Genomic DNA, 25,722 nt, shown 5'->3' on the forward strand with positions numbered 1-25,722 from the left:
CAATATCCGTGCGGCGCGCTGTGCGGCGCCGCGCGGGATGAGGGTTTTTCTGTCAATCCAATAAGGTGGAGACACATATGTTCAAGTTGCGCAATCTGTTCGCGGGCCTGGCGGTCGGCCTGGCAAGCCTGGGCGCGGCCGCGCCGGCCTGGGCCTGGCCCGACCGGCCCGTCGAGCTGATCGTCGGCTTCGCGCCCGGCGGCGGCACCGACCTCACCGCCCGCGCGTTGGCGGTGTTCCTGGAAAAGGAACTGGGCGGCAGCGTGGTGGTGGTCAACAAGCCCGGCGCGTCCAGCGCGATCGCGCTGTCGTATGTGGCGCGCGCCAAGCCGGACGGCTACACGCTGGCCATGACCAACATGCCCGGCCTGGTGTCGCTGCCGATCGAGCGCCAGCCCGGTTTCGCGGCGGACGATTTCACCTATCTGGCGAACCTGGTGCGCGATCCCAGCGCCTTCAGCGTGGCCATGGACAGTCCTTACCGGACACTCGGCGAATTGGTCGCGGCGGCCCGGGAAAAGCCCGGCCTGATCAGCTACGGCTCGACCGGCGTCGGCACCGACGACCATCTTGCCATGGTGCTGTTCCAGGGGCTGACCGGCACGACGCTGAACCACGTGCCGTATAACGGCGCCGGCCCGCTGCGCACCGCGGTGCTGGGCGGGCACACCGTGATAGGCGGGATCAACCTGGGCGAGGCCATGCCGTATCACGGCCAGAACATGCGCATCCTGGCCCAGGCCAGCGCGCAGCGCTCGCCGCTGGCGCCCGACGTGCCGACCTTCAAGGAGCAGGGCGTGGACCTGGTGTTCGCGTCCGAGCGCGGCATTGTCGCGCCCAGGGGCTTGCCGCCGGACATCGAACAGAAGCTCGCCGGCGCGCTCGAGCGGGTGGCCGCCGATCCGGCGTTCCGCCGGCAGATGGCGCAGCAATTCACCGAAATGGATTACCTGCCTGGTCCCGCCTGGCGGGCGCGGCTGCAGCAGGACGACGCGCGCCTGCGCGCCATCTGGGCCAGGACGCCCTGGGTGGAATAAGGCCGGCGCCGGCCGCGCGGCTAGCGCACCAGCGCCTTCAGCGCCAGGCGGATGCCGTCCGATACGCCGGTGCCCTCGGGCAGGGTCTTGAGGGCGGCTTGCGATTCTTTTTCGGAATAGCCCAGCGCCAGCAGGGCGTTGAGGATGTCGGCCTGGCTGTCGGGCACGGCATGGGCGCTGGCGCCGATGTCCGCGCCCAGCTTGCCGCGCATTTCCAGCAGCAGCCGTTCGGCGGTTTTCTTGCCGATGCCCGGCACGCGGGTCAGGCGGCCCGACTCTTGCAGCGTGATGGCTTGCGCCAGGTCGCCCACCGACAGCCCCGACAGCACCGCCAGCGCGGTGCGCGCGCCGATGCCGCTGACCTTGATCAGTTCGCGGAATGCCCCGCGCTCGGCGGCGGTGGCGAAGCCATACAGGATGTGCGCGTCCTCGCGCACCGCCAGGTGCGTGTGCAGCGTGACTTTCGCGCCGGTTTCGGGCAGGGCGTAGAGGGTGCTCATGGGCACCTCGATGTCATAGCCCAGGCCGTTGACGTCCACGCAGATGGTGGGCGGCAGTTTCTCGATCAGGGTTCCGGTGATGCGTCCGATCATGGTGCGGGTGCCAGGCAGAAAGGGAATGGCGCGCCGCGCGCGCCTGCCCGCATTCTATACGGTGCGGCGCTTCTTTCAGAGGGAACGGGCCCTAGCCCACCAGCCGGCCGCCGCGCAGCCGGGCGCCCGCGCCGGCGGGCAGCGCGGCGGTCAGGTTGCCGAGCCGCGCCTGCAGCGGCCCCACGTGGGCATGGCAGATGGCGCAGGCCAGCGCGTCGGCCGAGTCGGGCGCCGGGGTGCCATCCAGCGACAGCAGGCGCTGTACCATCATCTGCACTTGCTCCTTGGCCGCGCGGCCGGTGCCCACGACGGCTTTCTTGATCTGCAGCGCGGTGTATTCATGCACGGCCAGCTGGCTGTCGGCCAGCGCGCACAGGGCGGCGCCGCGCGCCTGCCCGAGCAGCAGGGTGGAGGCGGGGTTGGTGTTGAGGAAGACGATCTCCAGCGCGGCCACATCGGGGCGGGTATCGCGCGCGACCTGGCGGAGATTGTCCAGGATGACCTTCAGGCGCTCCGGCAGCGCCAGCGCCGGCGGCACCACGATGGTGCCGCTGGCGACGTAGCGCAGGCGCATGCCTTCGGCATCGATCACACCGAAGCCGGTGCGGCGCAGGCCGGGGTCGATGCCGAGGACGCGCATCAGTGGCGGAAGTGGCGGGTGCCGGTCAGCACCATGGCGATGCCGTGCTCGTCGGCGGCCGCGATGACTTCGTCGTCGCGCACGCTGCCGCCCGGCTGGATCACGCAGGTGGCGCCGGCCGCCACCACGACATCCAGCCCGTCGCGGAACGGGAAGAACGCATCCGAGGCGACCGCCGAACCCTGCAGCGACAGGCCGGCATTCTCGGCCTTGATGGATGCAATGCGGGCCGAGTCGACGCGGCTCATCTGGCCCGCGCCCACGCCCAGCGTCATGCCGCCGCCGGCGAACACGATGGCGTTGGACTTGACGTACTTGGCGACCTTCCAGGCGAACGCCAGGTCGTTCATTTCCTGTTCGGTGGGCTGCCGCTTGGTCACGACCTTGAGCGCGTCGCGCGGCACGTTGTAGGCGTCCGGCGTCTGCACCAGCCAGCCGCCGCCCACGCGCTTGATGTCGAAGTCGTTGTGGCCGGCGCCGGCGGGCACTTCCAGCACGCGCACGTTCTTCTTGGCCGCCAGGATGGCCAGCGCGGCGCCGTCGTAGGCCGGCGCCAGCAGCACTTCCAGGAACTGGCCGCTGACCGCTTCGGCGGTGGCCGCGTCCACCGGCCGGTTGAAGGCGATGATGCCGCCGAAGGCCGAGGTCGGGTCGGTCTTGAAAGCCTGCCGGTAGGCCTCGAGCGTGGTCTGCGCGACCGCCACGCCGCAGGGGTTGGCGTGCTTGACGATGACGCAGGCGGGAGTGTCGAAGCTGCGCGCGCATTCCCAGGCGGCGTCGGCGTCGGCGATGTTGTTGTACGACAGTTCCTTGCCCTGCAGCTGGCGGTAATTGCCCAGCAGGCCGGCGGGCCGGTGGCTGTCTACATAGAAGGCGGCTTTCTGGTGCGGGTTCTCGCCGTAGCGCAGGGCCTGCGCCTGGTGCACCTGCAGCGTCAGCGTGCCGGGCCAGTCGTGGCGGGCGGGCGCGGCGTCCTGCGCCGGGGCCGGCTCGGCCAGGCTGGTCAGGTAGCCGGCGATCGCGCCGTCGTAGGCGGCGGTGTGGGCGTAGGTCTTGGCGGCCAGCTCCAGCCGCAGCGCATACGAGGTGGAGCCGTCCTGGTCCAGTTCGGCCAGCACGCGGGAGTAGTCGGCCGGGTCGATCACGACCGTCACGCCGCCCGCCTCGGTGCCGTGGTTCTTCGCGGCGGCGCGCAGCATGGCGGGGCCGCCGATGTCGATGTTCTCCACCGCGTCGGCGAAGCTGCAGCCGGGCCGGGCGATCGTTTCACGGAACGGATACAGGTTCACCACCAGCATGTCGATGCGGTCGATGCCATGCTGCTTGATGGTGTCCAGGTGCTCGGCGCTGTCGCGGCGCGCCAGCAGGCCGCCGTGGATCTTGGGATGCAGCGTCTTGACGCGGCCGTCGAGGATCTCCGGCGAGCCGGTATGGGCCGCGACCTCGGTCACGGCCAGGCCGGCCTCGGACAGCAGGCGCGCGGTGCCGCCGGTGGACAGCAGGCGCACGCCGCGCGCGGCCAGGGCGCGGGCGAATTCGACGATGCCGGTCTTGTCGGACACCGAGAGCAGGGCAGTTTCGATTTTCATGGTTGGACAGCGGAGATGAAGGAAAGCGGTCGGGACGCGCCGCGCGCGCTCAGGGCTGGATGTTGTGCGCCTGGAGCTTCTTGCGCAGCGTGTTGCGGGTGATGCCCAGCATTTCGGACGCCCGGGACTGGTTTCCGCCGGCCCGCTCGAGGGCCACCTCGAGCACCGGGCGTTCGACGCAGCGCATCACCATTTCCCACATGTCGTGGGGCTCGGAGTCGCCCAAGTCTTCGAAATAGCGCTCCAGGCTGGCGCGCACGCAGTCTTCCAGGACATCTTTCTTGCTCATGTGTACAGATATTTATAGTTAGTGGTGGACGGCGGCGGATCACGCCGCCAACAGGGGCTGCGCGCGGGGGGCCGGGGATGCCGGGCCGCCGCGCGCCAGGTCGTCGAACCAGTCGGCCACGGTCTGCCACTGGTCGCGGGTATTGTCGATGCGGTTCATGCGGTCGCGGAACGGGTCCGCGCCCGGCAGGCCCTCCACGTACCACCCGATGTGCTTGCGCGCCGAGCGCACGCCGGTGTGCTCGCCGTAGAAGCGGTAGTGATCGTCGAGGTGCTCGAGCAGCAGGTCGCGCATTTCTTCGTAGGAAGGGGGCGCCAGCGTCTCGCCCGTGCGCAGGTAGTGGTCGATTTCGCGGAAGATCCAGGGGCGGCCCTGGGCCGCCCGGCCGATCATCACGGCATCGGCGCCAGTGTAATCGAGGACGTGCCGGGCCTTGGCGGGCGTGTCGATGTCGCCGTTGGCGATGACGGGGATGGACAGCTCCGCCTTGACGGCGCGGATGGTGTCGTACTCGGCCTGGCCGGTGTACAGGTCGGCGCGGGTGCGGCCGTGCAGGGCCAGGGCGGCGATGCCGGCGTCCTGGGCCCGTCTGGCCACGCGCAGGGCGTTGCGGTGCTCGCGGTCCCAGCCGGTGCGGGTCTTGAGGGTGACCGGCACGCCCAGCGGCGCGCAGGCGGCCACCACCGCGTCGAGGATGCGGGCGACCAGGTCCTCGTCGCGCAGCAGCGCCGAACCGGATGCCAGGTTGCAGACCTTCTTGACCGGGCAGCCCATGTTGATGTCGATGATGCGCGCGCCGCGCGCGGCGTTGAAGGCGGCCGCCTCGGCCATCATGGCCGGATCCGCGCCGGCGATCTGCACCGCCACCGGGGCGATCTCGCCGTCGTGGTTCAAGCGGCGCGCCGTCTTGACGCTGTCCCACAGGCGCGGGTTGCTGGCCGCCATCTCGGACACCGCATAGCCCGCGCCCAGCCGCTTGCACAATTGGCGGAACGGACGGTCGGTCACCCCCGCCATGGGGGCGACCAGCACGTTGTTGGGAAGGGTCCAGGGGCCGATGCGCATGGGCGGATTTTACCCGCCTTCATGTGGCCCCTATTGATTGCGGGGCCGGGGCGCCGGGTGCCGGACTAGGCGCGCAGCCCCTGCAGCAGGTGGCGCGCGAGCGGCGCGCGCAGCGGCGCGGCCAGGTCCAGGGCCAGCAGCGCCAGGCCGCAGGCATGCTCGACCGGCGCCAGGCCGGTGGCGAAGGCGCGCGGCATCAGGTCGGTCAGGCCGGCGGTGATCCAGCGGTCGGCACGGCGCGCGCGGGCGAATCCGGCCAGCGCGGGCGCCGGGTCGGCGGCCGGGTCGGACAGCCAGTCGGCCAGGCCTTGCGCCACTCGGGCGGCATCGCGCAGCCCCAGGTTCAGACCCTGGCCGGCCACCGGGTGCAAGGTCTGCGCGGCATTGCCGATCGCCGCCAGGCGGCCCTGGGCCAGCATGCGCCGCGCGCTGAGGGCCAGCGGGAAGACGTGGCGCGGCGCCTGGCTCGACAAGCGTCCCAGCCGCGTGCCGAACGCCGCGCTCAGGGCGGCGGAGAAGGCGGCATTGTCCAGTTGCGCCAGCCGGGCGGCGCGCTCGGGCGCGCAGCACCACACTACCGAATACGCCTGCGGCTGCTGCGGATGCGGCAGCAGCGCCAGCGGCCCCTCGGCGGTGAAGCGTTCCCAGGCCCAGCCCGGGCGGGGCAGCGCGGCATGGGCGCTGGTGATGACCGCGTGCTGGCCATATTCGCGGCGCACGTCATTGGCGCCGCTGCCGTCAGACAGCACCGCCACGCCGCAACGCAGCTCGGCGTCGCCCTGCCGCACGGTGATGCCGGCGCCGTCCTGGCCGTGCACTTGCGCCGGCGGGCCCTGCAGCACCGTCACCCCGCTGGCGGCCACACGGGCTTCGAGGGCGGCGTGCAGCTCGGCGTACGAGACGACGCTGCCCAGGCGCGCGACCTGGAAGTCGTCGCAGCGGATCACCGTGCTGCCCAGCCGGCCGCGCTGCGAGACGTGCACATTGCGGATGTCGGCGGCGCGGTGCGGCCAGGTTTGCAGCGATTCGAGCAGCACGCGGCTGCCATGGTTCAGCGCCAGCACGCGCGGATCCGCGGCCGGCACGCCGGCCGCCGCCGCGCCGTCGGCGCGGGCGGGCGGCGCGCCGGCCAGCAGGGCGATGCGCTGCGGCCGGCGCGCGTGGCGCGCCAGCAGCAGCGCCAGCACGCGGCCGACCGGGCCGGCGCCCAGAATGGCGATGTCGTAGGCAGGCTGGGTCATGACAGAATTCTACCGTCCACTACAATCGCAGGCGTCCGACGCCCGCTGGCGTTCCGCCACGAAATCATTGCCGTTCCCGATATGTCGTCAGCTCCGTCCGCCGCCTCGGCTTCCTCTCCGTCCCGTCCGCGCAGCAAGGTGGCGCTGGGCCTGCTGGCCTGCCTGTTCGGCTGGCTCGGCGCGCATTGGTGGTATCTGGGCCGCTGCCATGCCTGGCTGGTCACCCTGGCCGCCGTCGCCTGCCTGGCGGCGGCCACGCAGTTCCCGGTCTGGTACGACAACCCGGCGTTCTTCCTGGTGTTCATCCCGATGATCGACGGCTTCATCGAGGGCGTGGTGTTCAGCCTGATGCCGGACGAAAAATTCGACCGGCTCTACAACCCGGGCCGCGGCCGGGTGACGCACACCGGCTGGGGGCCGGTGCTGGTGGCCATCCTCGGCACCCTGGTCGGCGCGATCGCCGGCATGTTCGCCATCGCCATGGTGGTGGTGTACACCTGGACGGCCCTGGGCTGGCTGGACGGCTACGTGTTCTAGCGGCGCGGCGCTTCCGCCGCGGCTCATTCCCGCATCAGGGCCTCGATTTCGCGCGCCTGCACCGGCACGCCGCGCGTCATCAGTTCGCAGCCCTCGGCCGTGACCAGCGCATCGTCCTCGATGCGGATGCCGATGTCCCAGAACCGGCGCGGCACGTCGTCGGCCTCGCGCACATAGATGCCGGGTTCGATGGTCAGCACCATGCCGGGCGCCAGCGCGCGCCACGGCCGTTCCGCGCCGGGCGCGGATTCGCCGCCGCGGTAGTCGCCCACGTCGTGCACATCCAGGCCCAGCCAATGGCCGGTGTGGTGCATGTAGAAGCGCGTGTACGCGCCGGATTCGAGCACGCCATCCAGGCTGCCCTGCAGCAGGCCCTCGTCCAGCATGCCCTGCGCCAGCACGCGGATCGCGGCCTCGTGCGCGTCGTTCCAGCTGCGGCCCGGCGCCGTGGCCTGTACCGCGGCCTCCTGGGCCGCCGCCACCAGGTCGTACAGCGCGCGCTGCGGCCCATTGAAACGGCCGTTGGCGGGGAAGGTGCGGGTAATGTCGGCGGCATAGCTGTCGTACTCGCAGCCGGCGTCGATCAGCACCAGCTCGCCGTCGCGCAGCACCGCGTCGCCCGCCGCGTAGTGCAGCACGCAGGCATTGGCGCCGGTGGCCACGATGCTGGGGTAGGCGGGCGCCTGCGCGCCATGGCGGCGGAATTCATACAGCAACTCGGCTTCCAGCTCGTATTCGTGCATGCCGGGACGCGCCGCCCGCATGGCGCGCGCATGGGCGCCCGCCGAAATGCGGGCGGCCTGGCGCATGGCGGCGATTTCGCCGGCATCCTTCACCAGCCGCATGTCCGCCAGCAGCGGACGCAGGTCCTGGACGCGCGCCGGCGGCCGACGCCGGCCGCGTCCCTGTTGCTCGGCCTCGGCCTGCCAGCGGCGCAGCCTGCGTTCGACATGCCCGCCCGCCGCGAACGAACGGTATAGCGCCGGCTGGTCCAGCAGCAGGGCGGGCAGCATGTCGTCCAGCTCGTCGATGGCATGCGCTTCGTCGAAGCCATAACGCTCCAGCGCCGCCTCGGGGCCGCAGCGATAGCCTTCCCAGATTTCCTGCTCGGGGTGCTTGGCGCGGCAGAACAGAATGGCGCGATCGGATGCCCCCGCCACCAGCACCAGCCACGCCTCGGGCTCGGTAAAGCCGGTCAGGTAGAAAAAATCGCTGTCATGGCGATAGGGGTATTCGGTATCGCGATTGCGCACGGCGTGCGGCGCGGTCGCCAGGATGGCGATGCCGCCGCCGGCCGCGCGCAACTGCTCGGACAGGCGCCGGCGGCGGTCGGCGTAGGGGGCGATATCGACGGGCGGCAGGCTCATGGCGGGGGGCGGTCGAGGCGGGCAACAGCGCCTACTTTACCGCGCCCGGGCGCTTGCGGGATGGTCGGCCGCCTGCTACAATCCGCGCCACTGTCATTGGGGAGTAGCCATCCTTTGAATCCCCAAAGGAGTCAGCGTCAACAGACTTGGCGGTTTCGTACCCCATGGCGCTGACGGTTTCCGTGCAGTGGGCCGCGCCCACCGTACGGTCCAGCCAGGCGAGACCTTTGGCCACGATGCGTTCACCCCTGCCGGGCGAGCCGCGTCGTCGTGCCATTGGTGTCTGCTCGTCCGGCTGCGTCCCATGTTTCTCACCCTGTTCCTGTTCTTCCTGTCGGCGCTGGTCATCTACTTCGCCTGCGAGTATTTCGTCAACGGCATCGAGTGGGTCGGCCACCGCTTCCAGCTGGGCGCCACCGCCACCGGCACCGTCCTGGCGGCCTTCGGCACGGCCCTGCCCGAAAGCGCGGTCACGTTCATGGCGGTGGTGTTCGGCACGACGCCCGAGCAGAAAGACATCGGGGTGGGCGCCGCCATGGGCGGCCCGCTGGTGCTGGCGACTCTGGCCTATGCCGTGGTGGGGCTGGCCCTGTGGCGCGGCGGGCGCAGCGCGGCGCGCATCAATGCCGACCAGCAGCGCCTGGCGCGCGACCAGGCCTGGTTCATGGGCGTATTCGTGGTCAAGGTCGTCCTGGGGCTGGTGGCCTTTGCCTGGAAGCCCTGGCTGGGATTCGTGTTCCTGGGCGTCTATGCGCTGTATGTGCGGCGCGAGCTGGCCAATGACGAAGCCTGCCTGGACTGCGACGACCTCGAACCGCTCAAGCTGCGCCCGCGCGATCCCGATCCGACCATGGCCTGGGCCTGTATCCAGACGGCGCTGGCGCTGGTGGTGATCGCCGCCGCCTCGCACGTGTTCGTGCGCCAGATAGAACTGCTGGGCATCGCCTTCGGGGCCTCGCCGCACGTGGCCGCGCTGTTGCTGGCGCCGGTCGCCACCGAGCTGCCGGAAATCATGAATGCGCTGATCTGGGTGCGGCAAGGCAAGGAGCGCCTGGCGCTGGCGAACATTTCCGGCGCCATGATGATCCAGGCCACCATACCCAGCGCCCTGGGCATCTTCCTGACTCCCTGGCTGCTCGACGGCCCGTTGCTGGCGGCCGGCCTGTTCACCCTGCTGTCGATCGCGCTGCTGTGGCTGCGCTTCCGGCGCGCCGGCATGAGCGTGCCCGTGCTGTCCACCGTGGGCGGGTTCTACGGCCTGTTCGCGCTGTACCTGGGCTGGCATTTCGTGCGCTGACGCGGCGGGCGCCATGTTGCGCAAATGCGCGCAAGAATGGGGAAAACCCTTGCCCGAGGCCGAAAATCCACGTAAAATCATCATGTTTACATCATTCGGAGTTGTTCTGTGAATACCGATTCCGGCGACAGTAGTCGATCTTGCATCGACGTCGCTGCCTGACAGGATCTCCGCAGAATCTCCTTCTGCCGCATCCTGCCAGTGCAGGGTGCGGTATCCGGTGGCAGGTCCTCTGCCGCCAGTTCCCGCAAAAAACCGCCTGAACCGTAGCTGTGCCGTCGCAGCCGTGCGTGCTCGCGCGCTTGTCGCGCCCGTTCGTGCCGCTGCGTGGGCTCGCGCGTATTCGTACGAGCGCTCCCCGTTTCATTGGGAGGTTGCCATGCGTTTCTTCGACCTGTTCATGCGCCGTGCCGGCGTGGACCGCCCCGTCGCGCCCAATCGCCGCCATGGCACTTCGCGCCTGACCATCGTCTGCCCGCGCGATGCGCTCGGCGCGGTGCGCAAGCAGATCTGCCTCGATTTCGGCGCCGCCGGCCTCGATGTGGCGCAATTCCAGATCGACTCCAGCCGCGACGCCGATTTCGCCTCGGCCTGCATCACGGTCAATTGTCCGCCCGAGCTGCGGCCCGAGCTCATGTCCCAGGCCCGCCGCCTGCGCGCCAACCCCGCCGTGCGCCACGTGCACTTCGGCGCCGCCGCCCGCGCCGCCGCCTGATGGCGCGCCGGGCGCGCCAGTCATCTACAATGCCGTATCGGCCATGGCATGCGCCATGTCCGTGTATTGATTAAGTTTTTCTGGGTTTCGGCATGGATCTCGGCTGGCTGGTTCCGTGGGAGTTCTCCCCCACCCTGGTGGCCGCCTTCGTGGCGGCCATCGTGCTGTTCGTGCGCGGCCAGCGCGTGCACCGGGTCAATGGCGCGCGCCAGTTCCTGTTCTGGGCCGGCATGGTGCTCTTGTACCTGTCGCTGCATACGCGGGTCGACTACTACGCCGAGCGCATGTTCTTCATCCACCGCATCCAGCACCTGGTCCTGCACCACCTGGGGCCACTGCTGGTCATGGCGGCGTTTCCGGGCTCGGTGATGCGCGCCGGCCTGCCCATGCGCTGGCGGGTGCGGCTGCGCGATTTCCTCCGCACGTCCGCCGGCCGGGCAGTGGTGGCCGTGCTGACCAACAAGGTTTTCGTGCCGGCGCTGTTCGTGTTCCTGGTGCTGGTCTGGCTGATCCCGTCGGTGCAGTTCTATTCCATGCTCGACTGGCGGCTGTACCGGCTGATGAACTGGTCGGTGGTGATCAGCGGCTTCATGTACTGGAACCTCATTCTCGACCGCCGGCCCAGCCCGCCGGCCGCCATGAGCCCGGGCGGCAGGGTGCTGTCGCCCATCCTGACGATGGCGCCGCAGATGGTCGCCGGCGCGGTCATCGCCTTCACCGAATCCGATATCTATCCGCTGTTCGAGCTGTGCGGCCGCGCCATCGCCATGTCGGCCCAGACCGACCAGACCATCGGCGGCCTGACCATGTGGATCCCTGCCGCCATGGTCGAGGTCTTCGGCCTGCTGGTGGCGCTGGGCACGCTGATGCGCCTGTCGGGCAAGGGCCGCCTGCGGCCCGAAGACCGCGAGGCGCGCGCCCGGGCGCGCGAGCGCGAGAAAAGCCGCGTCGCCGGGGCGGTGGCCAGCTCCTGACCCGCGCCCCGGCGGGCGGCCTTATTCGGCCACCAGGCCGTGGTACTTGCGGCCCAGCGCCACCGTGGCCTGGAACATCCCCGCCTTGCTGCCGCAGTCATAGCGCTGGCCTTCGTAGCGGTGCGCGAACACCGGCCGGTCCCGCATCAGGGCGGCGATGCCGTCGGTCAGCTGGATTTCATTGCCGGCCCCGATGCGCGTGCCGCGCAGGTGGTCGAAGATGGCCGGTTCCAGCACATAGCGGCCCACCACCGCCAGGGTGGACGGCGCCTCTTCGGGCGAGGGCTTTTCGACGATATGGGTGATGCGGGCGGTGCGCTCGTTGATGGGCTGGGCCGCCACGATCCCGTACTTGCGCGTGTCTTCGCGCGGCACGTCCTGCACGCCCAGCACGCTGGCATCCTGGGCGTAGGCGGCCTCCACCAGTTGCTTGAGCACCGGCGCGTCGGCGTCGATCAGGTCGTCGGCCAGCAGCACGGCGAAGGGTTCGTCGCCGACCGCCGGGGCGGCGGTCAGGACGGCGTGGCCCAGGCCCAGCGGCGCGGCCTGGCGAATATAAAGACAGTTGACGTGGGCGGGCAGGATGTCCCGCACCATGGCCAGCAACTCGTGCTTGCCCTTGCTTTCCAGGTCCGCCTCCAGTTCGGGGGCGGAATCGAAGTGGTCTTCGATGGCGCGCTTGTTGCGGCCGGTGACGAAAATCAGGTCGGTGATGCCGGCCGCCACCGCCTCTTCGACGGCGTACTGGATCAGCGGCTTGTCGACCACGGGCAGCATTTCCTTGGGCATGGCCTTGGTGGCCGGCAGAAAACGGGTGCCCATTCCTGCGACAGGAAAAACGGCTTTGCGGACTGGGCGCATGAGAACCTCGGTGGAAATTGGGTAAAACGAGCAAACTTTTTGCTTGCGGTCGCTATCATATTGCCATGAACCGCAGGCATACGACATCCAGGTATTTTCTCGCGAAACGCGGCCTGGCCGGCGCCTTGTGCCTGGCGCTGGCCCTGCCCGCCGCGCCGGCCCTGGCCCAGCCCTCCGGGCTGCCCTCGATGGGCGCGGCCTCGTCGGCCGATCTCTCGCCAGCGCTGGAACGCCAGTTGGGCGAGGCCATCATGGCCCAGGGGCGGCGCGATCCCACCTACATCAACGATCCGGAACTGAGCCAGTATTTGACCACCATGGGGCGCAAGCTGGCCGCCTATGCGCCCGGCGGCGTGCCCGATGTCGAGATGTTCGGCGTGCGCGACCCCGAAATCAACGCGTTCGCCATGCCCGGCGGGTTCATCGGCGTCAACAGCGGCCTGATCGTCTCGTCCGGCAGCGAGTCCGAGCTGGCGGCCGTGCTGGCCCACGAAATCGGCCACGTCGTGCAGCGCCACATCGCGCGCGGCATGACCCAGCAAAGCCAGACCGGCGTCGTCATGATGGCCAGCATGGCCGCGGCGCTGCTGGCCGCCCTGGCCGGCGGCGGCGGCAACCTGGCCATGGGGGTGGCGGCCTTCGGCCAGGCCGCCGCCATCAACCGGCAGCTGGGTTTTTCCCGCGACGCCGAGCGCGAGGCCGACCGCGCCGGTTTCCAGATGCTGACCAAGGCAGGCTACGACCCCGAAGGCATGGTGCGCATGTTCTCCCGCCTGATGGGCGCCGCGCGCCTGAACGAAGGCATGGGCGGCGGCGCCTGGGCCAGCACCCACCCCCTGTCCATCGAACGGATGTCCGACATCCAGAACCGCACCCGCAGCATGTCCGCGGCCCGCCATGTCGACAGCGACGACTTCTGGTACGTGCGCGCCAAGATGCGGGTGGTGCAGGGGCGCGACGCGGTCAGCCTGCGCACGGCCGGCCAGCAGCTGCAGGACGAGGCGCGTTCGCTGAGCGGCGTGCGGCAGTCGGCCGCCTACTATGGGCTGGCCCTGCAGGCGTTCCAGCGCAATAGCCTCGATGAAGCGCAGTCGTTCCTCGACCAGGCCAGCGCGGGCGGGCGCAGCTCGCCGCAATTGGCCCGGCTGGCCGTGGACCTGGCTGCCGCGCGCAAGGACGCCGCCGGGGCGCTGCAGCTGGCCGCCGCCGCGATCAAGCGCTGGCCGCAGCAGCGCGCGCTCGGCATCGCCTACGCGCAAGCCCTGCAGGGAGCTGGCCGGCATGCCGAGGCCCAGGCGTATCTGCGCGACCGCATCAAACAGTGGGGCGAGGACGAGCCCGGCCTCTACCAGATGCTGGCGCAGAGCGAAGAGCGCAACGGCCAGCCGGTGCAGGCGCGCCGCGACATGGCCCGCTACTACGTGCTGACGGGCGCCTATGCGGCCGCCGAGTCGCAGTTGCAGCAGGCGCGCGGCATGTCTAGCGATTTCTACGAGCAATCGCAGATCGACGTGCAAATCAAGGAGGTCAAGGACAAGCTGGCGGCCGAGCGCGACCTGCTGGAGCGCTTCAAGTCGGGCTGAACCCGCGGCGGCCCGGCCCCGCGCGGGCGGACGCCGGCCCTTACAGGCCGGTCTCGAAGAAGCGGCCCAGCCGCTGCGGCAGCCAGCCCAGGTGGGCCGGGAAGGGGCCGGTGGGAAAGCCCGCGTGCCCGCCTTCGGCCGGCTGGTGCAACAGCACGTGTTCCGAGCATTCGCGCGGCAGCGGCAGGGCGCTTTCGGGCAGGAACGGGTCGTTGCGCGCGTTCAGCACCAGCGTGGGAACCGCGATGCCGGTCAGCCACGGCTTGCTGGAGGCGCGGGTCCAGTAGTCCAGCGCGTTGCGGAAGCCGTGCATGGGCGCCGTGTAGGCGTCGTCGAAGTCGCGCAGGTCGCGCGCGTGGGCGATGCGCATGACATCGATGGCGCCGGGGAAGCGGCGGGCTTTCTCCAGCACCTTGTGCTTCATGGTCTTGAGGAAATGCGCGCTGTAGACCCGGCGGTTGAAGAAACCGTGCGACAGCGCATTGCCGCCGGCGACCAGGTCGAGCGGCACCGATACGCCGGCGCAGGCGGCCAGCCACGACACGCCGCTGCCCTGTTCGCCCAGGTATTTCAACAGCGCGTTGCCGCCCAGCGAGACGCCCACCGCGTGCCAGCGCGCGTGCGGGATGCGGGCCCGCACGGTGTCCAGCATGAAGCCGACCTCGGCGGAGTCGCCCGAGTAATAGGCGCGCGCCAGCCGGTTGGGCGCGCCCGAGCAGCCGCGGAAGTGGGCCACGGCGACGATCCAGCCGCGCGCCCGGAAGTGGTGGGCGATGGACTGGGCGTAGCGGCTCAGGCTGCCGCCTTCCAGGCCGTGCAGCAGCAGCAGGGCGGGGGTATCCGGCGTCTGCGGCAGCGACGGCCAGTCGGCGGGGGTGATCCAGCGGGCGGCGGCCGTCTTGCCGGCCACCACGGGCGTGGCGTTGTCGATGGGTTGGCCGTCGGCGCTTTTGTGGGGGAACAGCCCGGGCCCGGTCCGGTCGATGTCGATGAAGTCGGTATCCGGCGTGTCGACCCGTTCGCGCACGAAGGCGATGCGGTGATGCTGCGCCACGAAGGCGGCATAGATCGTCTGGCTGTGCCGGTCGGGCAGCCAGGGGGGAACGGGGCAGGGCGAGGTATCGAGTCGGGCGGCGGCCAAGCGTTCTACCCGCGTCAGTGCAGCCGGTCGGGGACGTCGTGCAGATCCAGTACCCCGGCGTCGGCGGGCGCCGGCGACGCATGATGCACGACCATGCGCCAGCCCGTGGGCCCCTTGTGATAGATGTTGGTGGCGTAGCAGTTGGCGTACTGCGTGCCGCCATGCGTGCGCGCGGCGACCTGCTCGACCAGGGTGTGGACCGAGCACATCATGCTTTGCATGATCAGCGGCCGCAGCGGGCGGATGTGCAGCGGGCCGGCCGCCAGGATCTGCTGCCACGATTCGAATACCGCCGTATGGCCGACCGCGCGCAGCCCGCCCGGATGGATGCAGACGACTTCCTCGTCGTCGGCCCAGACCTGTCGCAGGCGGTCGGTGTCGGCTTGCTCGAGCGCTTCGTAGAACGCTTGCTCGGCTTCTTCTGGCGTGGCGAACATGGCGGCGCGGGCGGGCTCAGTGGCCGTGGACCACGGTGCCGGGCTTGAGGCGGTATTCGGCGCCGCAATAGGCGCAGCGGGCCGAGCCGGTGCGGGTGACGTCGAGGAAGACGCGGGGATGCATGCTCCAGAGCGGCGCCTTGGGGCCCGGGCAGTAGACGGGCAGGTCTTCGGCGCCGACTTCGATGGTTTCATGCGCGGGCGTGGCGGACGCGGCGGGGGCGGCGGCAGTCATGGTGTTTCCTGGATAGAGCGAACGGGATATGGGACAAGGAAAGCGGCGATGCGTTCACACCGGGGTCAGCCAGTGCGCATACTTGGGGTTGCGCCCGCTGACCAGGTCGAAGAACGCCGCCTGCAGTTTTTCGGTGACCGGCCCGCGCCGGCCCGCGCCGATGCGGCGGTTGTCGACTTCGCGGATGGGCGTGACCTCGGCGGCGGTGCCGGTGAAGAAGGCTTCGTCGGCGATGTAGATGTCGTCGCGCGTCAGGCGCTTGGTGACCACCTGCAGCCCCAGGTCGGCCGCCAGCGCGTGCACGGTGGAGCGGGTGATGCCGGTGAGGGCGGAGGCGATCTCGGGTTCGCAGACCACGCCGTCCTTGACGATGAAGATGTTCTCGCCGGCGCCTTCGGCCACGAAGCCCTCGGTGTCGAGCAGCAGGGCCTCGTCGTAGCCGTCCTGCAGGGCCTCGGCGTTGGCGATGATGGAGTTGGCGTAGGTGGTGGCCACCTTGGCGCGCGGCATGGTCACGTTGACGTGCTGGCGGGCGTACGACGACACCTTGACGCGGATGCCCTGCGCCAGGGCCTCTTCGCCCAGGTAGGCGCCCCAGGGCCAGGCGGCGATGGCCACGTGGACCTTGGCGCCCTTGGGCGACACGCCCATCTTTTCCGCGCCGTAGAACACCAGCGGGCGCAGGTAGCAGGATTCGAGCCGATTGGCCCGCACGACCTCGCATTGCGCCGCGTTGAGCGTGTCGGGGTCGAACGGCATGGGGATCTGGTAGATGTGGGCGGAATTGCACAGCCGCCGGGTGTGGTCCTGCAGGCGGAAGATGGCCGTGCCCGCGTCGGTCTTGTAGGCGCGCACCCCTTCGAACACCGACAGGCCGTAGTGCAGCGAGTGGGTCAGCACGTGGGTCGTGGCCTCGCGCCACGGGACGAGTTTGCCGTCGTACCAGATGAAGCCGTCACGGTCCGCCATCGACATGATGTTCCCCCCTTCTTAGAGGCGCTTATTGTATCAAGCGGCGAGGGTACAATGCCGCTGTCTATGCGCCGAAGCACTGGGCTGAGCCCGCTCGGCGCCGCGCCGGGCAAGCTGGCGTGCGTGTGTTTGTCTTCCCGATGAGTTCCATGCCGTCCAGTCTCATTTGCCAGGGGGCGCCCGGTGCCCCCTGAGTCTGTCGCAGTGCCCGCCGAGGATCCCGCGCTGGTCCGGCAGGAACGCCTCGCGGCGTTCCGCTCGGGGGTGCAGGCCATCGTCCCGGCCCTGATCGCCACCGGCACCTGGGGCCTGGTCACCGGGGTGGCCATGGTCAAGTCCGGCCTGACGGAGTCCATGGCGCTGGCCATGACCCTGCTGCTGTACGCCGGCTCGGCCCAGCTGACCTCGCTGCCGCTCATCGCCAGCGGCGCGCCGCTCTGGCTCATCTTCATGGCCGGCTGCGTGGTCAACCTGCGCTTCATCATTTTCGGCGCCGCCCTGCATCCGTATTTCCGCCACCTGTCCTGGCCGCGGCGCCTGGGGCTGGGCTATTTCACCACCGACATGGGTTTCGTGCTGTTCATGCCCCGCTTCGGCGACGCCGCCGAGCGCGGCACGCGCGAGCAGCTGTGGTACTTCATGGGTACCATCGCGCCCGGCTGGGTGGTCTGGCAGGCGTCGTCGATCGTCGGCATCTACCTGGGCACGCTGGTGCCCGCCACCTGGTCGCTGGACTTCGCCGCCGTGCTGGCGCTGCTGGCCATCACGGTGCCGCTGGCCAATTCCAAGCCGATGCTGGTCTCCATGCTGGCGGCCGGCCTGACCGCCTGGGTCGGCCAGCTCCTGCCGCTGCGCCTGGGGCTGGCGGCCGCGGTCATCGCCGGCATCCTGGCCGGCATCTGGGCCGAACGCCATTTCCACAAGGCGCGCGCATGACGCTCTGGCCTTCCGAGATCTACGTCTATTCCGCCATTCTGCTGCTGGCCCTGTGCAGCGTGCTGACGCGCGCCGGCTTCATGCTGTTCGGCGATTACCTGCCGCTGCCCGACGGAGTGCGCCGCGCCCTGCGCTACGCGCCGGCGGCGGCCCTGACGGCCATCATCGTGCCCGACCTGCTGCCCTGGAAAGCCGGCGCCGGGCCGGCTTTCGACTACCGGCTGGTGGCCGCCGCCATCGGCGTGGTGGTGTTCCTGCGCACCCGCAGCGCAGTGCTGGTCATCGTCGCCGGCATGGCCGTGCTCTGGGTGCTGCGCTGGCTGGCGGGCTGATCCGGCCCCCGTCGCCCGGCCGCGCAGCGGACGCCGTTCGCGGCGCGGCGGCCGGCTGCGCTAAAATAAAGTTATCCACAGCAATCCGGGCTTGGCAGCATTCTCGTTTTGTTCTTTTTCATCGCCCCGGCATCTGCCCATCCTGATGACTGATTCTATCGCTCCCGCAGCCACCTCCACCGACGCGCCCACCCAGACCTTCGCCGACTTCGGACTGCATCCCCAACTGCTCCAGTCGGTCGCCGCCACCGGATACACCACTCCCACGCCGATCCAGGCCCAGGCCCTGCCGGTCGTGATGGCCGGGCGCGACGTCATGGGCGCGGCGCAGACAGGCACGGGCAAGACCGCGGCGTTCACGCTGCCCATTCTGCATCGCCTGATGCCGCTGGCCAACACCAGCGCGTCGCCGGCGCGGCACCCGGTGCGGGCGCTCATCCTGACCCCCACGCGCGAACTGGCCGACCAGGTCTACGAAAGCGTCAAGCGCTACAGCAAGCACACCCCGCTGCGCTCGGCGGTGGTGTTCGGCGGGGTGGACATCGGCCCCCAGAAGGAAGCGCTGCGCCGGGGCTGCGAGATCCTGGTGGCTACGCCGGGCCGCCTGCTCGACCACGTCGAGCAGAAGACGGTCAACCTGGGCCAGGTCGGCATCCTGGTGCTGGACGAGGCCGACCGCATGCTCGACATGGGGTTCCTGCCCGACCTGGACCGCATCGTCCGGTTGTTGCCGGCCCAGCGCCAGGGGCTGTTGTTCTCGGCCACGTTCAGCAACGAGATCCGCAAGCTCGGCCGCTCGTACCTGAACCAGCCGGTCGAGATCGAGGTCGCCGCGCGCAACGCCACGGCCGACACGGTCACCCAGATCGCCTACCAGATGCCCAGTGACGCCAAGCGCGCCGCGGTGGTGCACCTGGTCAAGTCGCGCGGCCTGAAGCAGGTCATCGTGTTCTCGAACACCAAGATCGGCACGGCGCGGCTGGCCCGCGAACTCGAGCGCGACGGCGTGCGGGCCGAGTCCATTCACGGCGACAAGAGCCAGGCCGACCGCATGAAGGCCCTCGAAGCCTTCAAGGCGGGCGAGCTCGAAGTGCTGGTGGCCACCGACGTGGCCGCGCGCGGCCTCGATGTGGCCGGCGTGCCCTGCGTCATCAACTACGACCTGCCGCACAACGCCGAGGACTACGTCCACCGCATCGGCCGCACCGGCCGCGCCGGCGCGTCGGGCGAGGCCATCGCGCTGTTCACCGCCGACGAGACGCGCTACCTGCAGGACATCGAGAAACTCACCAAGCGCCCGGTGCCGCGCGGCACGCTGGACGTGCCGGCCGACCTGGTGATCCGCAGCCATACCCGCGATTCGCGCGACAGCCGCGGACGCGGGCGCGAGCGCGACCGCCGCGGCGGCTCGTCCTATGCGTCGGCGCCGCGCCAGCCGGCCGACGACTTCTTCTACAAGCCCTACGAGCCGGCCGCGCCGGCCCAGAAAACCGAAGACGCCCAGGAAACGCGGCCGGCCACGCCGAAGCGCCAGGTGGCGGTGCTGCTGGGCGGCAGCCGCAAGCCCTGAAGCGAACCTAGGCCGCCAGCAGGGCGGGCACGTCCGGCAGCTGGGTGGCCACCGCGGGGCTGTCGGGCCCCAGGCTTTCGAGCAGGCGCTCCAGGTGCCCGATGTGCGGCAGCATCGGGCCATAGAACACTACCCGCCCGCCGACCTGCACCAGCAGGGTGGGGAAGTTTTCTACGTCTTCGTCGCCCAGCAGATCGGGGTGGTCTTCGATGTCGATCCACGCATAGACGCGGCCGGGCTGGCTGTCGGCCAGCGCGGCCAGCCGCGGGCGATATTGTCCGCAGGTGTCGCACCAGGCCGCGCAGAAGCACGCGACCAGCCAGGTGTCGGGGTTGGCGCGCAAGGCGGCGCGCAGCGCCGGGGTGTCGGAACCGGGAACGAGCAGGGGCATGGCGTCAAATCGCAACGTGTTTGAGACTATGATACCCGGCATGTCCACTGACCGGTTCGCCTCATGATTCCTCCGCGCCCCGACCACGCGACCGCTTCCCCCGCCCGCGCCGCCGCCATCGGCGCCGCCGGCGTTGCCCAGGCGTTCAAGCGCGCCCTGGTGTCGCAGTGCCATCCCAACATGCTGTTCGCCGTGCTGCTGCCGTTCCTGATCGCGCTGCTGGGCGCCATCCTGCTGGTCTGGCTGTTCTGGACGCCGCTGACCGACTGGCTCAACGCCCAGGCGTCGCAATGGCAAGTCGTCAACGATTTCGACGCCTGGCTGGTCGGCATCGGCCTGTTCTCCATCAAGCTCTATTTCATCCCCGTGCTCGCCGCGGCCATCCTGCTGCCCGTGTCGGGCATCCTGGGCCTGGCCATCGCCGCGGTATTCGTCATGCCGCTGGTGCTGCGCCACGTCGGCGCGCGCGAATATGCCGGCGTGTCGCGGCAGGGCCGCAATGCCACCGCCTATAGCGTCTGGAACGCCATCTGGGTCACCGCCGCATTCGCGGCCGGCTGGGTGCTGACCCTGCCGTTCTGGCTGATCCCGCCCATGGCGGTGATCCTGTCGATCTTCTGGTGGGCCTTCGCGTTCTCGCGCATGATGCGGGTCGACGCCATCGTCGAGCACGCCAGCCCCGAGGAACGCCGCATCCTGCTCGAGCGCCACAATACCGGCTTCTGGATCATCGGGCTGATCTGCTCGCTCTTGAACCTGCTGCCGCCGGCCTGGATCATCCTGCCGGTGTATGCCGGCCTGGTCTATGCGCACTACGGCCTCGAGGCGCTGCGGCGGCTCCGGCAAGAACGCCTCATCGAAGCCTGAATTTCGCCAACCGGAACCGCCATGGCTGACGTAACCGCCTCCCGCCGCATCGGCCTCATCATCGTGGGCGACGAGATCCTGTCCGGGCGCCGCCAGGACAAGCACTTCGCCAAGATCGTCGAGTTGCTCGCCGCGCGCGGCCTGCGCCTGGGCTGGGCCGAATTCCTGCCCGACGACCGCGACGTGCTCACCGCCGCGTATCGCCGCAGCTTCGCCTCGGGCGACATCGTGCTGTCGTGCGGCGGCATCGGCGCCACTCCCGACGACCATACCCGCCAGGCGGCCGCGGCGGCGCTGGGCGTGCCGCTCGAGCTGCATCCCGAGGCGGAACAGGCCATCACCCTGCGCGTGTCCGAAATGGCGGCCAAGGGCCAGGGCACGGCCGACATGTCCAGCGCCGAGAACCAGCAGCGCCTGCAGATGGGCATGTTCCCGGCCGGCTGTGAGATCGTCCCCAACACCTACAACCGCATTCCGGGCTTCTACATCCGCGACCATACCTTCGTGCCGGGCTTCCCGATCATGGCCTGGCCGATGCTGGAATGGACGCTCGATACCCGCTACCGGGACTTGCACCACCGCGTGGCGCATGCCGAGCATTCGTTCCTGGCGTTCGGCATCCCCGAATCGCGCATCGCCCCCGTCATGGATACGCTGCAGCAGCGCTGGCCGGCCGTGCGGGCCTTCAGCCTGCCCAGCGTGGGCGAAGACGGCAGGCCGGCCCATATCGAGCTGGGCGTGAAGGGCGAGCCGGAAGCGGCGGCCCAGGCCCTGGCATTCCTGCAGGCGGAGGTGCCGCGCCTGGGCGGGCGCCTGGCGCCCTAGCGCACGGCGCGGCGACCGGCCGGCCCTTGCGGGCGGGCTTGCCAAAACGCCGGCAAGATTTCACAATACGGGAAGTCGCCCCATGGTGCGCTGCGGCATCCGTCGCGGCGCGCGGCGGGCGGCACGTAACCGCCCGTCGATCCTCCATGACTTCCACCATGTCAGCTATTGCGCCGGGCTCGGACAGCGAGCATGCACCGGGCCAGTCTCCCATTGCCATCCAGGTCATCGAACGCGCCATGCGCCTGCTCGACGCACTGGCCGCCCAGCCCGATCCCGTCACGCTGAAAGAGCTGTCCGCCACCACCGGCCTGCATGCCTCCACCGCCCACCGCATCCTCAACGACCTGGTCGTGGGGCGCTACGTCGAACGGGTCGACAACGGCCTGTACCAGCTCGGCATGCGCCTGCTCGAACTGGGCTCGCTGGTCAAGGGCCGGCTGAACGTGCGCGAGGCCGCCATTTCCGCCATGCGCTCGCTGCACAAGCTGACCGGCCAGACCATCAACCTGTCGGTGCAGCAGGGCGACGAGATCGTCTACATCGACCGCGCCTGGAGCGAGCGTTCCGGCATGCAGGTGGTGCGCGCCATCGGCGGGCGCGCGCCGCTGCACCTGACCTCCACCGGCAAGCTGTTCCTGTCCACCTACGATACCCGGCAGGTGCGCGCCTATGCGCTGCGCACCGGCCTGGCGGGCCATACCCGCAACAGCCTCACCGAACTCGAGCGCCTCGAACGCGAGCTGGCGCTGGTGCGGCGCCATGGCTACGCGCGCGACAACGAAGAACTCGAGCTGGGCGTGCGTTGCATCGCGGCGGGCATTTTCGACGACACCGGCAAGCTGGTGGCCGGGCTGTCGATCTCGGCCCCCGCCGAACGGCTGCAGGACGAATGGATCCAGGCCCTGGTCGAGACCGCCCGCAATATTTCCGAGGCGCTCGGCTACGAGCCCACGGTGGCAGCCCAGGCCGTCGGCAAGGGCCTGGCGCCGCACGCCGTGCGCACCTGAGCCTGCGCGCATCCGCCGCCAGCGTGGCGCGGCGGATGGCGGCGGCGCAATAAAAAACCCCCGGCGCATGCCGGGGGTTCCAGGGGGCCCGAGGGCCGGGATCGTTAGTCTTATTGTTTCGGTACGCCGGCCTTCTTGAACAGCTCGGCCCATTGCGGCACTTGCTGCTGCACCTTGGCGTCCAGCGCCTTGGGATTGGCCTCGTCGTTCAGCACTTCCGCGCCCAGGCCCGCCATGCGTTCCTTGAACTTCGGATCGGCCAGGCCGGCCTGCAGTGCCTTGACCAGCTTGTCCACCACCGGCTGCGGCGTGCCCTTCGGCACCCACATGCCATGCCAGATGCCGACCTGGAAGCCCTTGAAGCCGGATTCGTCCATGGTGGGCAGGTCGGACAGGGTGGGCACGCGCTTCAGGCTGGTGACGGCGTAGGCCTTCACCTTCTTGGCGTTGATGTGCTGGGTGGTGTTGGTGGTCTGGTCGCACAGCATGTCGACCTGCTTGCCCAGCAGGTCGTTCATGGCGGGGCCCGTACCCTTGTAGGGGATGGTGAGCAGGTCCACGCCCAGGGCGTCGATCAGCATGGTGCCGCACAGGTGGCTGGCGGCGCCGATGCCGGCATTGGCGAGCGAGACCTTGTCCTTGTTGGCCTTGACGTACTCGACCATCTCCTTGATGTTGTTGGGCGGGAAGTCCTCGCGGGCGATGACCGTCATGGGGACATCGACCACCAGGCCGACCGGCTCGAAGCTCTTGGACGGGTCGTAGCCCGGGTCCTTGTACAGGGAGGGAGCCGTGGTGAACCCCAGGTGCATCAGCAATACGGTGTAGCCGTCGGCCTCGGCCCGCCCGACATAGGACGTGCCGATGGTGCCGCCCGCGCCCGCGCGGTTCTCGACCACGACGGTCTGGCCCAGGGTCGGGCGCATGGCCTCGGCCAGCGAGCGGGCCACGTTGTCGGTGGGCCCGCCCGCCGAGAACGGCACCACCATGTTGATGGGCCGTTCCGGGTATTCCGCCTGGGCGGCGCCTGCGGCGAGCAGGGCGCCGGCAGCCAGCAATGCCGAAAGCGTACGGGGGAGGAATGTCATGAGGTCTCCTGTGCCGCGGGGTACGCGGCGGTGTTTTCACTGGGACTGACGAGTCTTTCTTGGAGTGTCATCAGGTGGTCGCCAGTGTAGAAAACAATGCCCTGGCCGTCACCGGGTATTTCCCCCGATTCTGCGGCAGCGCAAAGCTAATTTGTTGCAATGCACCAAAAACCCTTGACAGAGGTATTTCGGTCGGTAAAATAGCCTTTGTGCAGTGCAACAAACGCGCCCGGCGATAGCTTGCAACATCATGCCCGCGCACGTTTACTTTTTCGTCGCCACGCAACGTTATCCGCCGGCCCCGCCGGCGCCAAGCCCCAGGAGCCCCTCATGACCGCCATTCCGCAGCAAGTTCTGGATCGCCAGAAATCCGCCCTGAACACCCTGGTCGCCACCCAGGCCACCCTGTTCGCCGGCTTCGAAAAGCTGGTCGACCTGAACCTGAAGGTCGTCAAGGCCACGCTCGACGAAGTCGCCCAGCAATCGCAGCAGGCGGTCGACGTGAAAGACCCCCAGGAAGCCGCCGCTTTCGCCAGTTCGCTGGTGCAGCCGGGCGCCGAGAAGGCCCTGGCCTACGGCAAGCATGTGTATGACATCGTCGCCGGCGTGCAGGGCGAGCTGGCCAAGCTGGCCGAAGCCCAGATCGCCGAAGGCCAGCAGCAATTGGCCGACGCAGTCGAGCAGTTCTCCAAGAATGCGCCCACCGGCTCGGAAAGCGCCGTCGCGCTGCTGAAGTCCTCGCTGGCCACGGCCAACGGTGCCTACGAATCGCTGACCAAGGCCGCCAAGCAGGCCGCCGAAGTGGCCGAGTCGAACCTGAACGCCGCCGCCAACGCCACCTTCAAGGCCGCCAGCGACGCCGCCGACGCCGCCACCAAGTCGACCCGCAGCCGCCGCGCCGCCGCCTGAGGCCCGCGCGGGGCTGTTGCCGCCGGCCAGACTGTAGTACTGTTGAGAAACAGAGCAGAGCTGGAATTAGGCCACCCCTCGGGGTGGCTTTTTTTGGTCCCGCTCCGCCCTGCAACGAAAAAGCCTCCCAGTGGGAGGCTTTTTCGTTGCGGAGGCGGGCGTCAGGCGGCTGCGATCGCCCGCACGCATTCGCCGACCAGCGCCGGCCCCCGGTAGATCAGCCCAGTGTACAGCTGTACCGCATTGGCGCCAGCTTCGATCTTTTCCCGGGCCTGGCGGCCGGACATGACGCCGCCCACGCCGATGATGGCGGCGTCCGGCCCCATGCGCTCGCGCAGGCGGGCGATGACGGCCAGCGACAGGGCGTGGACGGGCGCGCCCGACAGCCCGCCGGCCTCGTTGGCATGGGGCAGGCCGGCCACCGCGTCGCGCGCGAGGGTCGTATTGGTGGCGATGACGCCGTCCACGCCATGGCGCGGCAGGATGTCGGCGATGGCGTCGATCTGGTCCTGCGACAGGTCGGGCGCGATCTTGACGGCCAGCGGCACATGGCGCTGGTGGCGGTCCGCCAGCTCGGCGCGCTTGTCGCGCAGGCGCGCCAGCAGGGCGCCGAGTTCGTCGCCGCCCTGCAGCGCGCGCAGGTTCTTGGTGTTGGGCGAGGAGATGTTCACCGTGACATAGTCGGCGTGCGCATACACCCCTTCCAGGCCCAGCAGGTAATCATCGGCGGCGCGCTCGATGGGCGTGTCGGCATTCTTGCCGATGTTCAGACCCAGGATGCCCCCCTGGGCGCGCCACTGGCTGCGCTGCACATTGGCGATGAAGGCGTCCAGCCCCTGGTTGTTGAAGCCCAGGCGGTTGATCAGCGCCTGGGCGCGCGGCAGGCGGAACATGCGCGGCTTGGGGTTGCCCGGCTGCGCCCGCGGCGTGACCGTGCCCACCTCCACGAAGCCGAACCCGAGGTTGCCCAGCGCGTCGATATGGGCGCCGTTCTTGTCCAGCCCGGCCGCCAGCCCCACGGGGTTGTCCAGCGCCAGCCCCATCAGGGTGGCGGGCGCGCGGGGACGGTCGCGCAGCAGCTTGCGCGTGGCGCCGCAATCGTAGGCGCGCTGCAGGCCGGCCAGCGTGACCTCGTGGGCGGTTTCGGCGTCCATGGCGAACAGCGCCGGACGCGCCAGGGGGTAGGCTTGGAACAGGATCGACATGGGGCGCAATTGTAGC

General features: G+C 69.6%; 28 protein-coding genes and 1 riboswitch. Of the genes, 13 read left to right on the forward strand and 15 right to left on the reverse strand.

Features of this window, described 5'->3' with window-relative positions; all coding sequences use genetic code 11:
- The first annotated feature begins 77 nt into the window (after positions 1-77).
- Complete coding sequence (locus CAL24_RS04590; RefSeq protein WP_094805857.1) at positions 78-1,037, forward strand: tripartite tricarboxylate transporter substrate binding protein; 960 nt, start codon at positions 78-80, stop codon at positions 1,035-1,037.
- A 20-nt stretch (positions 1,038-1,057) separates the two neighbouring features.
- On the opposite strand, the gene ruvA is transcribed toward CAL24_RS04590, so the two are convergent.
- From ruvA to CAL24_RS04620, 6 genes are all read right to left on the reverse strand, one after another.
- A complete protein-coding gene (gene ruvA, locus CAL24_RS04595; protein ID WP_028356621.1) occupies positions 1,058-1,630 on the reverse strand; it encodes a Holliday junction branch migration protein RuvA in 573 nt (190 codons plus the stop codon).
- A 91-nt stretch (positions 1,631-1,721) separates the two neighbouring features.
- Positions 1,722-2,270, reverse strand: coding sequence for a crossover junction endodeoxyribonuclease RuvC (gene ruvC, locus CAL24_RS04600; RefSeq protein WP_028356620.1), 549 nt, complete (start codon positions 2,268-2,270; stop codon positions 1,722-1,724).
- Positions 2,270-3,859 carry a bifunctional phosphoribosylaminoimidazolecarboxamide formyltransferase/IMP cyclohydrolase gene (purH, locus tag CAL24_RS04605; RefSeq protein WP_094805858.1) on the reverse strand — a complete coding sequence of 530 codons (1,590 nt, stop codon included), beginning with the start codon at positions 3,857-3,859 and terminating at the stop codon, positions 2,270-2,272. The genes ruvC and purH overlap by 1 nt, the downstream gene beginning before the upstream one ends.
- Positions 3,860-3,908: 49 nt before the next feature.
- Positions 3,909-4,148 (reverse strand): helix-turn-helix domain-containing protein, encoded by a 240-nt coding sequence (locus CAL24_RS04610; protein ID WP_028356618.1) that lies wholly within the window; start codon positions 4,146-4,148, stop codon positions 3,909-3,911.
- A 39-nt stretch (positions 4,149-4,187) separates the two neighbouring features.
- Positions 4,188-5,213 (reverse strand): tRNA dihydrouridine synthase DusB, encoded by a 1,026-nt coding sequence (dusB, locus tag CAL24_RS04615; protein WP_028356617.1) that lies wholly within the window; start codon positions 5,211-5,213, stop codon positions 4,188-4,190.
- A 65-nt stretch (positions 5,214-5,278) separates the two neighbouring features.
- Entirely contained in the window at positions 5,279-6,454 is a 1,176-nt protein-coding gene (locus CAL24_RS04620; RefSeq protein ID WP_094805859.1) for a UbiH/UbiF/VisC/COQ6 family ubiquinone biosynthesis hydroxylase, read from the reverse strand.
- An 81-nt stretch (positions 6,455-6,535) separates the two neighbouring features.
- On the opposite strand from CAL24_RS04620, the gene CAL24_RS04625 reads away from it, so the two are divergent.
- Positions 6,536-6,991, forward strand: a complete 456-nt coding sequence (locus CAL24_RS04625) for an NINE protein (protein ID WP_094805860.1) — start codon at positions 6,536-6,538, stop codon at positions 6,989-6,991.
- Positions 6,992-7,014: 23 nt separating this feature from the next.
- Here CAL24_RS04625 and CAL24_RS04630 read toward each other — a convergent pair whose 3' ends face one another.
- Positions 7,015-8,358, reverse strand: coding sequence for an aminopeptidase P N-terminal domain-containing protein (locus CAL24_RS04630; protein ID WP_094805861.1), 1,344 nt, complete (start codon positions 8,356-8,358; stop codon positions 7,015-7,017).
- 86 nt (positions 8,359-8,444) lie between these two features.
- Positions 8,445-8,585: riboswitch (yybP-ykoY riboswitch) on the forward strand.
- A gap of 77 nt (positions 8,586-8,662) precedes the next feature.
- On the opposite strand from CAL24_RS04630, the gene CAL24_RS04635 reads away from it, so the two are divergent.
- The 3 genes from CAL24_RS04635 (at position 8,663) to CAL24_RS04645 (ending at position 11,344) form a co-directional block, all read left to right on the forward strand.
- Positions 8,663-9,655 (forward strand): sodium:calcium antiporter, encoded by a 993-nt coding sequence (locus CAL24_RS04635; protein WP_028356613.1) that lies wholly within the window; start codon positions 8,663-8,665, stop codon positions 9,653-9,655.
- A gap of 379 nt (positions 9,656-10,034) precedes the next feature.
- Entirely contained in the window at positions 10,035-10,370 is a 336-nt protein-coding gene (locus CAL24_RS04640) for a hypothetical protein (RefSeq protein ID WP_028356612.1), read from the forward strand.
- Between the two features lie 92 nt (positions 10,371-10,462).
- On the forward strand, positions 10,463-11,344 hold the full coding sequence (locus CAL24_RS04645) for a cytochrome c oxidase assembly protein (RefSeq protein WP_094805862.1): 882 nt from the start codon (positions 10,463-10,465) through the stop codon (positions 11,342-11,344).
- A 21-nt stretch (positions 11,345-11,365) separates the two neighbouring features.
- On the opposite strand, the gene galU is transcribed toward CAL24_RS04645, so the two are convergent.
- A complete protein-coding gene (gene galU / locus CAL24_RS04650; protein ID WP_094805863.1) occupies positions 11,366-12,205 on the reverse strand; it encodes a UTP--glucose-1-phosphate uridylyltransferase GalU in 840 nt (279 codons plus the stop codon).
- Positions 12,206-12,270: 65 nt separating this feature from the next.
- Here galU and CAL24_RS04655 point away from each other — a divergent pair, with 65 nt between their 5' ends.
- The gene (locus CAL24_RS04655) at positions 12,271-13,788 is read left to right on the forward strand and encodes a M48 family metalloprotease (RefSeq protein ID WP_028356609.1); all 1,518 of its coding nucleotides are present in this window, start codon (positions 12,271-12,273) and stop codon (positions 13,786-13,788) included.
- A 40-nt stretch (positions 13,789-13,828) separates the two neighbouring features.
- Here CAL24_RS04655 and CAL24_RS04660 read toward each other — a convergent pair whose 3' ends face one another.
- From CAL24_RS04660 to CAL24_RS04675, 4 genes are read right to left on the reverse strand one after another with little or no spacing between them, the layout of a single operon-like run.
- A complete protein-coding gene (locus CAL24_RS04660) occupies positions 13,829-14,929 on the reverse strand; it encodes a YheT family hydrolase (protein WP_094805864.1) in 1,101 nt (366 codons plus the stop codon).
- A gap of 14 nt (positions 14,930-14,943) precedes the next feature.
- Entirely contained in the window at positions 14,944-15,366 is a 423-nt protein-coding gene (locus CAL24_RS04665) for a YybH family protein (RefSeq protein WP_028356607.1), read from the reverse strand.
- Between the two features lie 16 nt (positions 15,367-15,382).
- Positions 15,383-15,601 (reverse strand): zinc-finger domain-containing protein, encoded by a 219-nt coding sequence (locus CAL24_RS04670; RefSeq protein ID WP_028356606.1) that lies wholly within the window; start codon positions 15,599-15,601, stop codon positions 15,383-15,385.
- 54 nt (positions 15,602-15,655) lie between these two features.
- A complete protein-coding gene (locus tag CAL24_RS04675) occupies positions 15,656-16,576 on the reverse strand; it encodes a branched-chain amino acid transaminase (protein ID WP_028356605.1) in 921 nt (306 codons plus the stop codon).
- A gap of 261 nt (positions 16,577-16,837) precedes the next feature.
- Here CAL24_RS04675 and CAL24_RS04680 point away from each other — a divergent pair, with 261 nt between their 5' ends.
- From CAL24_RS04680 to CAL24_RS04690, 3 genes are all read left to right on the forward strand, one after another.
- The gene (locus tag CAL24_RS04680) at positions 16,838-17,509 is read left to right on the forward strand and encodes an AzlC family ABC transporter permease (protein ID WP_094806496.1); all 672 of its coding nucleotides are present in this window, start codon (positions 16,838-16,840) and stop codon (positions 17,507-17,509) included.
- Entirely contained in the window at positions 17,506-17,841 is a 336-nt protein-coding gene (locus CAL24_RS04685) for an AzlD domain-containing protein (RefSeq protein WP_028356603.1), read from the forward strand. Before CAL24_RS04680 ends, CAL24_RS04685 begins: the two co-directional genes overlap by 4 nt.
- 145 nt (positions 17,842-17,986) lie before the next feature.
- Entirely contained in the window at positions 17,987-19,411 is a 1,425-nt protein-coding gene (locus CAL24_RS04690; RefSeq protein WP_028356602.1) for a DEAD/DEAH box helicase, read from the forward strand.
- A gap of 7 nt (positions 19,412-19,418) precedes the next feature.
- On the opposite strand, the gene CAL24_RS04695 is transcribed toward CAL24_RS04690, so the two are convergent.
- A complete protein-coding gene (locus CAL24_RS04695; RefSeq protein ID WP_028356601.1) occupies positions 19,419-19,802 on the reverse strand; it encodes a thioredoxin family protein in 384 nt (127 codons plus the stop codon).
- A 63-nt stretch (positions 19,803-19,865) separates the two neighbouring features.
- Here CAL24_RS04695 and CAL24_RS04700 point away from each other — a divergent pair, with 63 nt between their 5' ends.
- The 3 genes from CAL24_RS04700 to CAL24_RS04710 all read left to right on the forward strand — a co-directional run bounded on the left by CAL24_RS04700 (position 19,866) and on the right by CAL24_RS04710 (position 22,504).
- Positions 19,866-20,669 carry an EI24 domain-containing protein gene (locus CAL24_RS04700; protein ID WP_028356600.1) on the forward strand — a complete coding sequence of 268 codons (804 nt, stop codon included), beginning with the start codon at positions 19,866-19,868 and terminating at the stop codon, positions 20,667-20,669.
- A gap of 21 nt (positions 20,670-20,690) precedes the next feature.
- Positions 20,691-21,494 (forward strand): competence/damage-inducible protein A, encoded by an 804-nt coding sequence (locus CAL24_RS04705; RefSeq protein WP_094805865.1) that lies wholly within the window; start codon positions 20,691-20,693, stop codon positions 21,492-21,494.
- Positions 21,495-21,652: 158 nt separating this feature from the next.
- Entirely contained in the window at positions 21,653-22,504 is an 852-nt protein-coding gene (locus CAL24_RS04710) for an IclR family transcriptional regulator (RefSeq protein WP_028356598.1), read from the forward strand.
- Positions 22,505-22,614: 110 nt separating this feature from the next.
- Here CAL24_RS04710 and CAL24_RS04715 read toward each other — a convergent pair whose 3' ends face one another.
- The gene (locus tag CAL24_RS04715; protein WP_094805866.1) at positions 22,615-23,592 is read right to left on the reverse strand and encodes a tripartite tricarboxylate transporter substrate binding protein BugD; all 978 of its coding nucleotides are present in this window, start codon (positions 23,590-23,592) and stop codon (positions 22,615-22,617) included.
- Positions 23,593-23,922: 330 nt separating this feature from the next.
- Between CAL24_RS04715 and phaP the strand changes: the two genes are divergently transcribed.
- Complete coding sequence (phaP, locus tag CAL24_RS04720; protein WP_028356596.1) at positions 23,923-24,501, forward strand: TIGR01841 family phasin; 579 nt, start codon at positions 23,923-23,925, stop codon at positions 24,499-24,501.
- 161 nt (positions 24,502-24,662) lie between these two features.
- Here the strand turns inward: phaP and CAL24_RS04725 are convergent, their stop codons facing one another.
- Positions 24,663-25,706, reverse strand: a complete 1,044-nt coding sequence (locus CAL24_RS04725; protein ID WP_094805867.1) for a quinone-dependent dihydroorotate dehydrogenase — start codon at positions 25,704-25,706, stop codon at positions 24,663-24,665.
- Between the last annotated feature and the right edge of the window lie 16 nt (positions 25,707-25,722).

The organism is Bordetella genomosp. 2, assembly GCF_002261345.1.
Lineage (GTDB): Bacteria > Pseudomonadota > Gammaproteobacteria > Burkholderiales > Burkholderiaceae_B > Bordetella_A.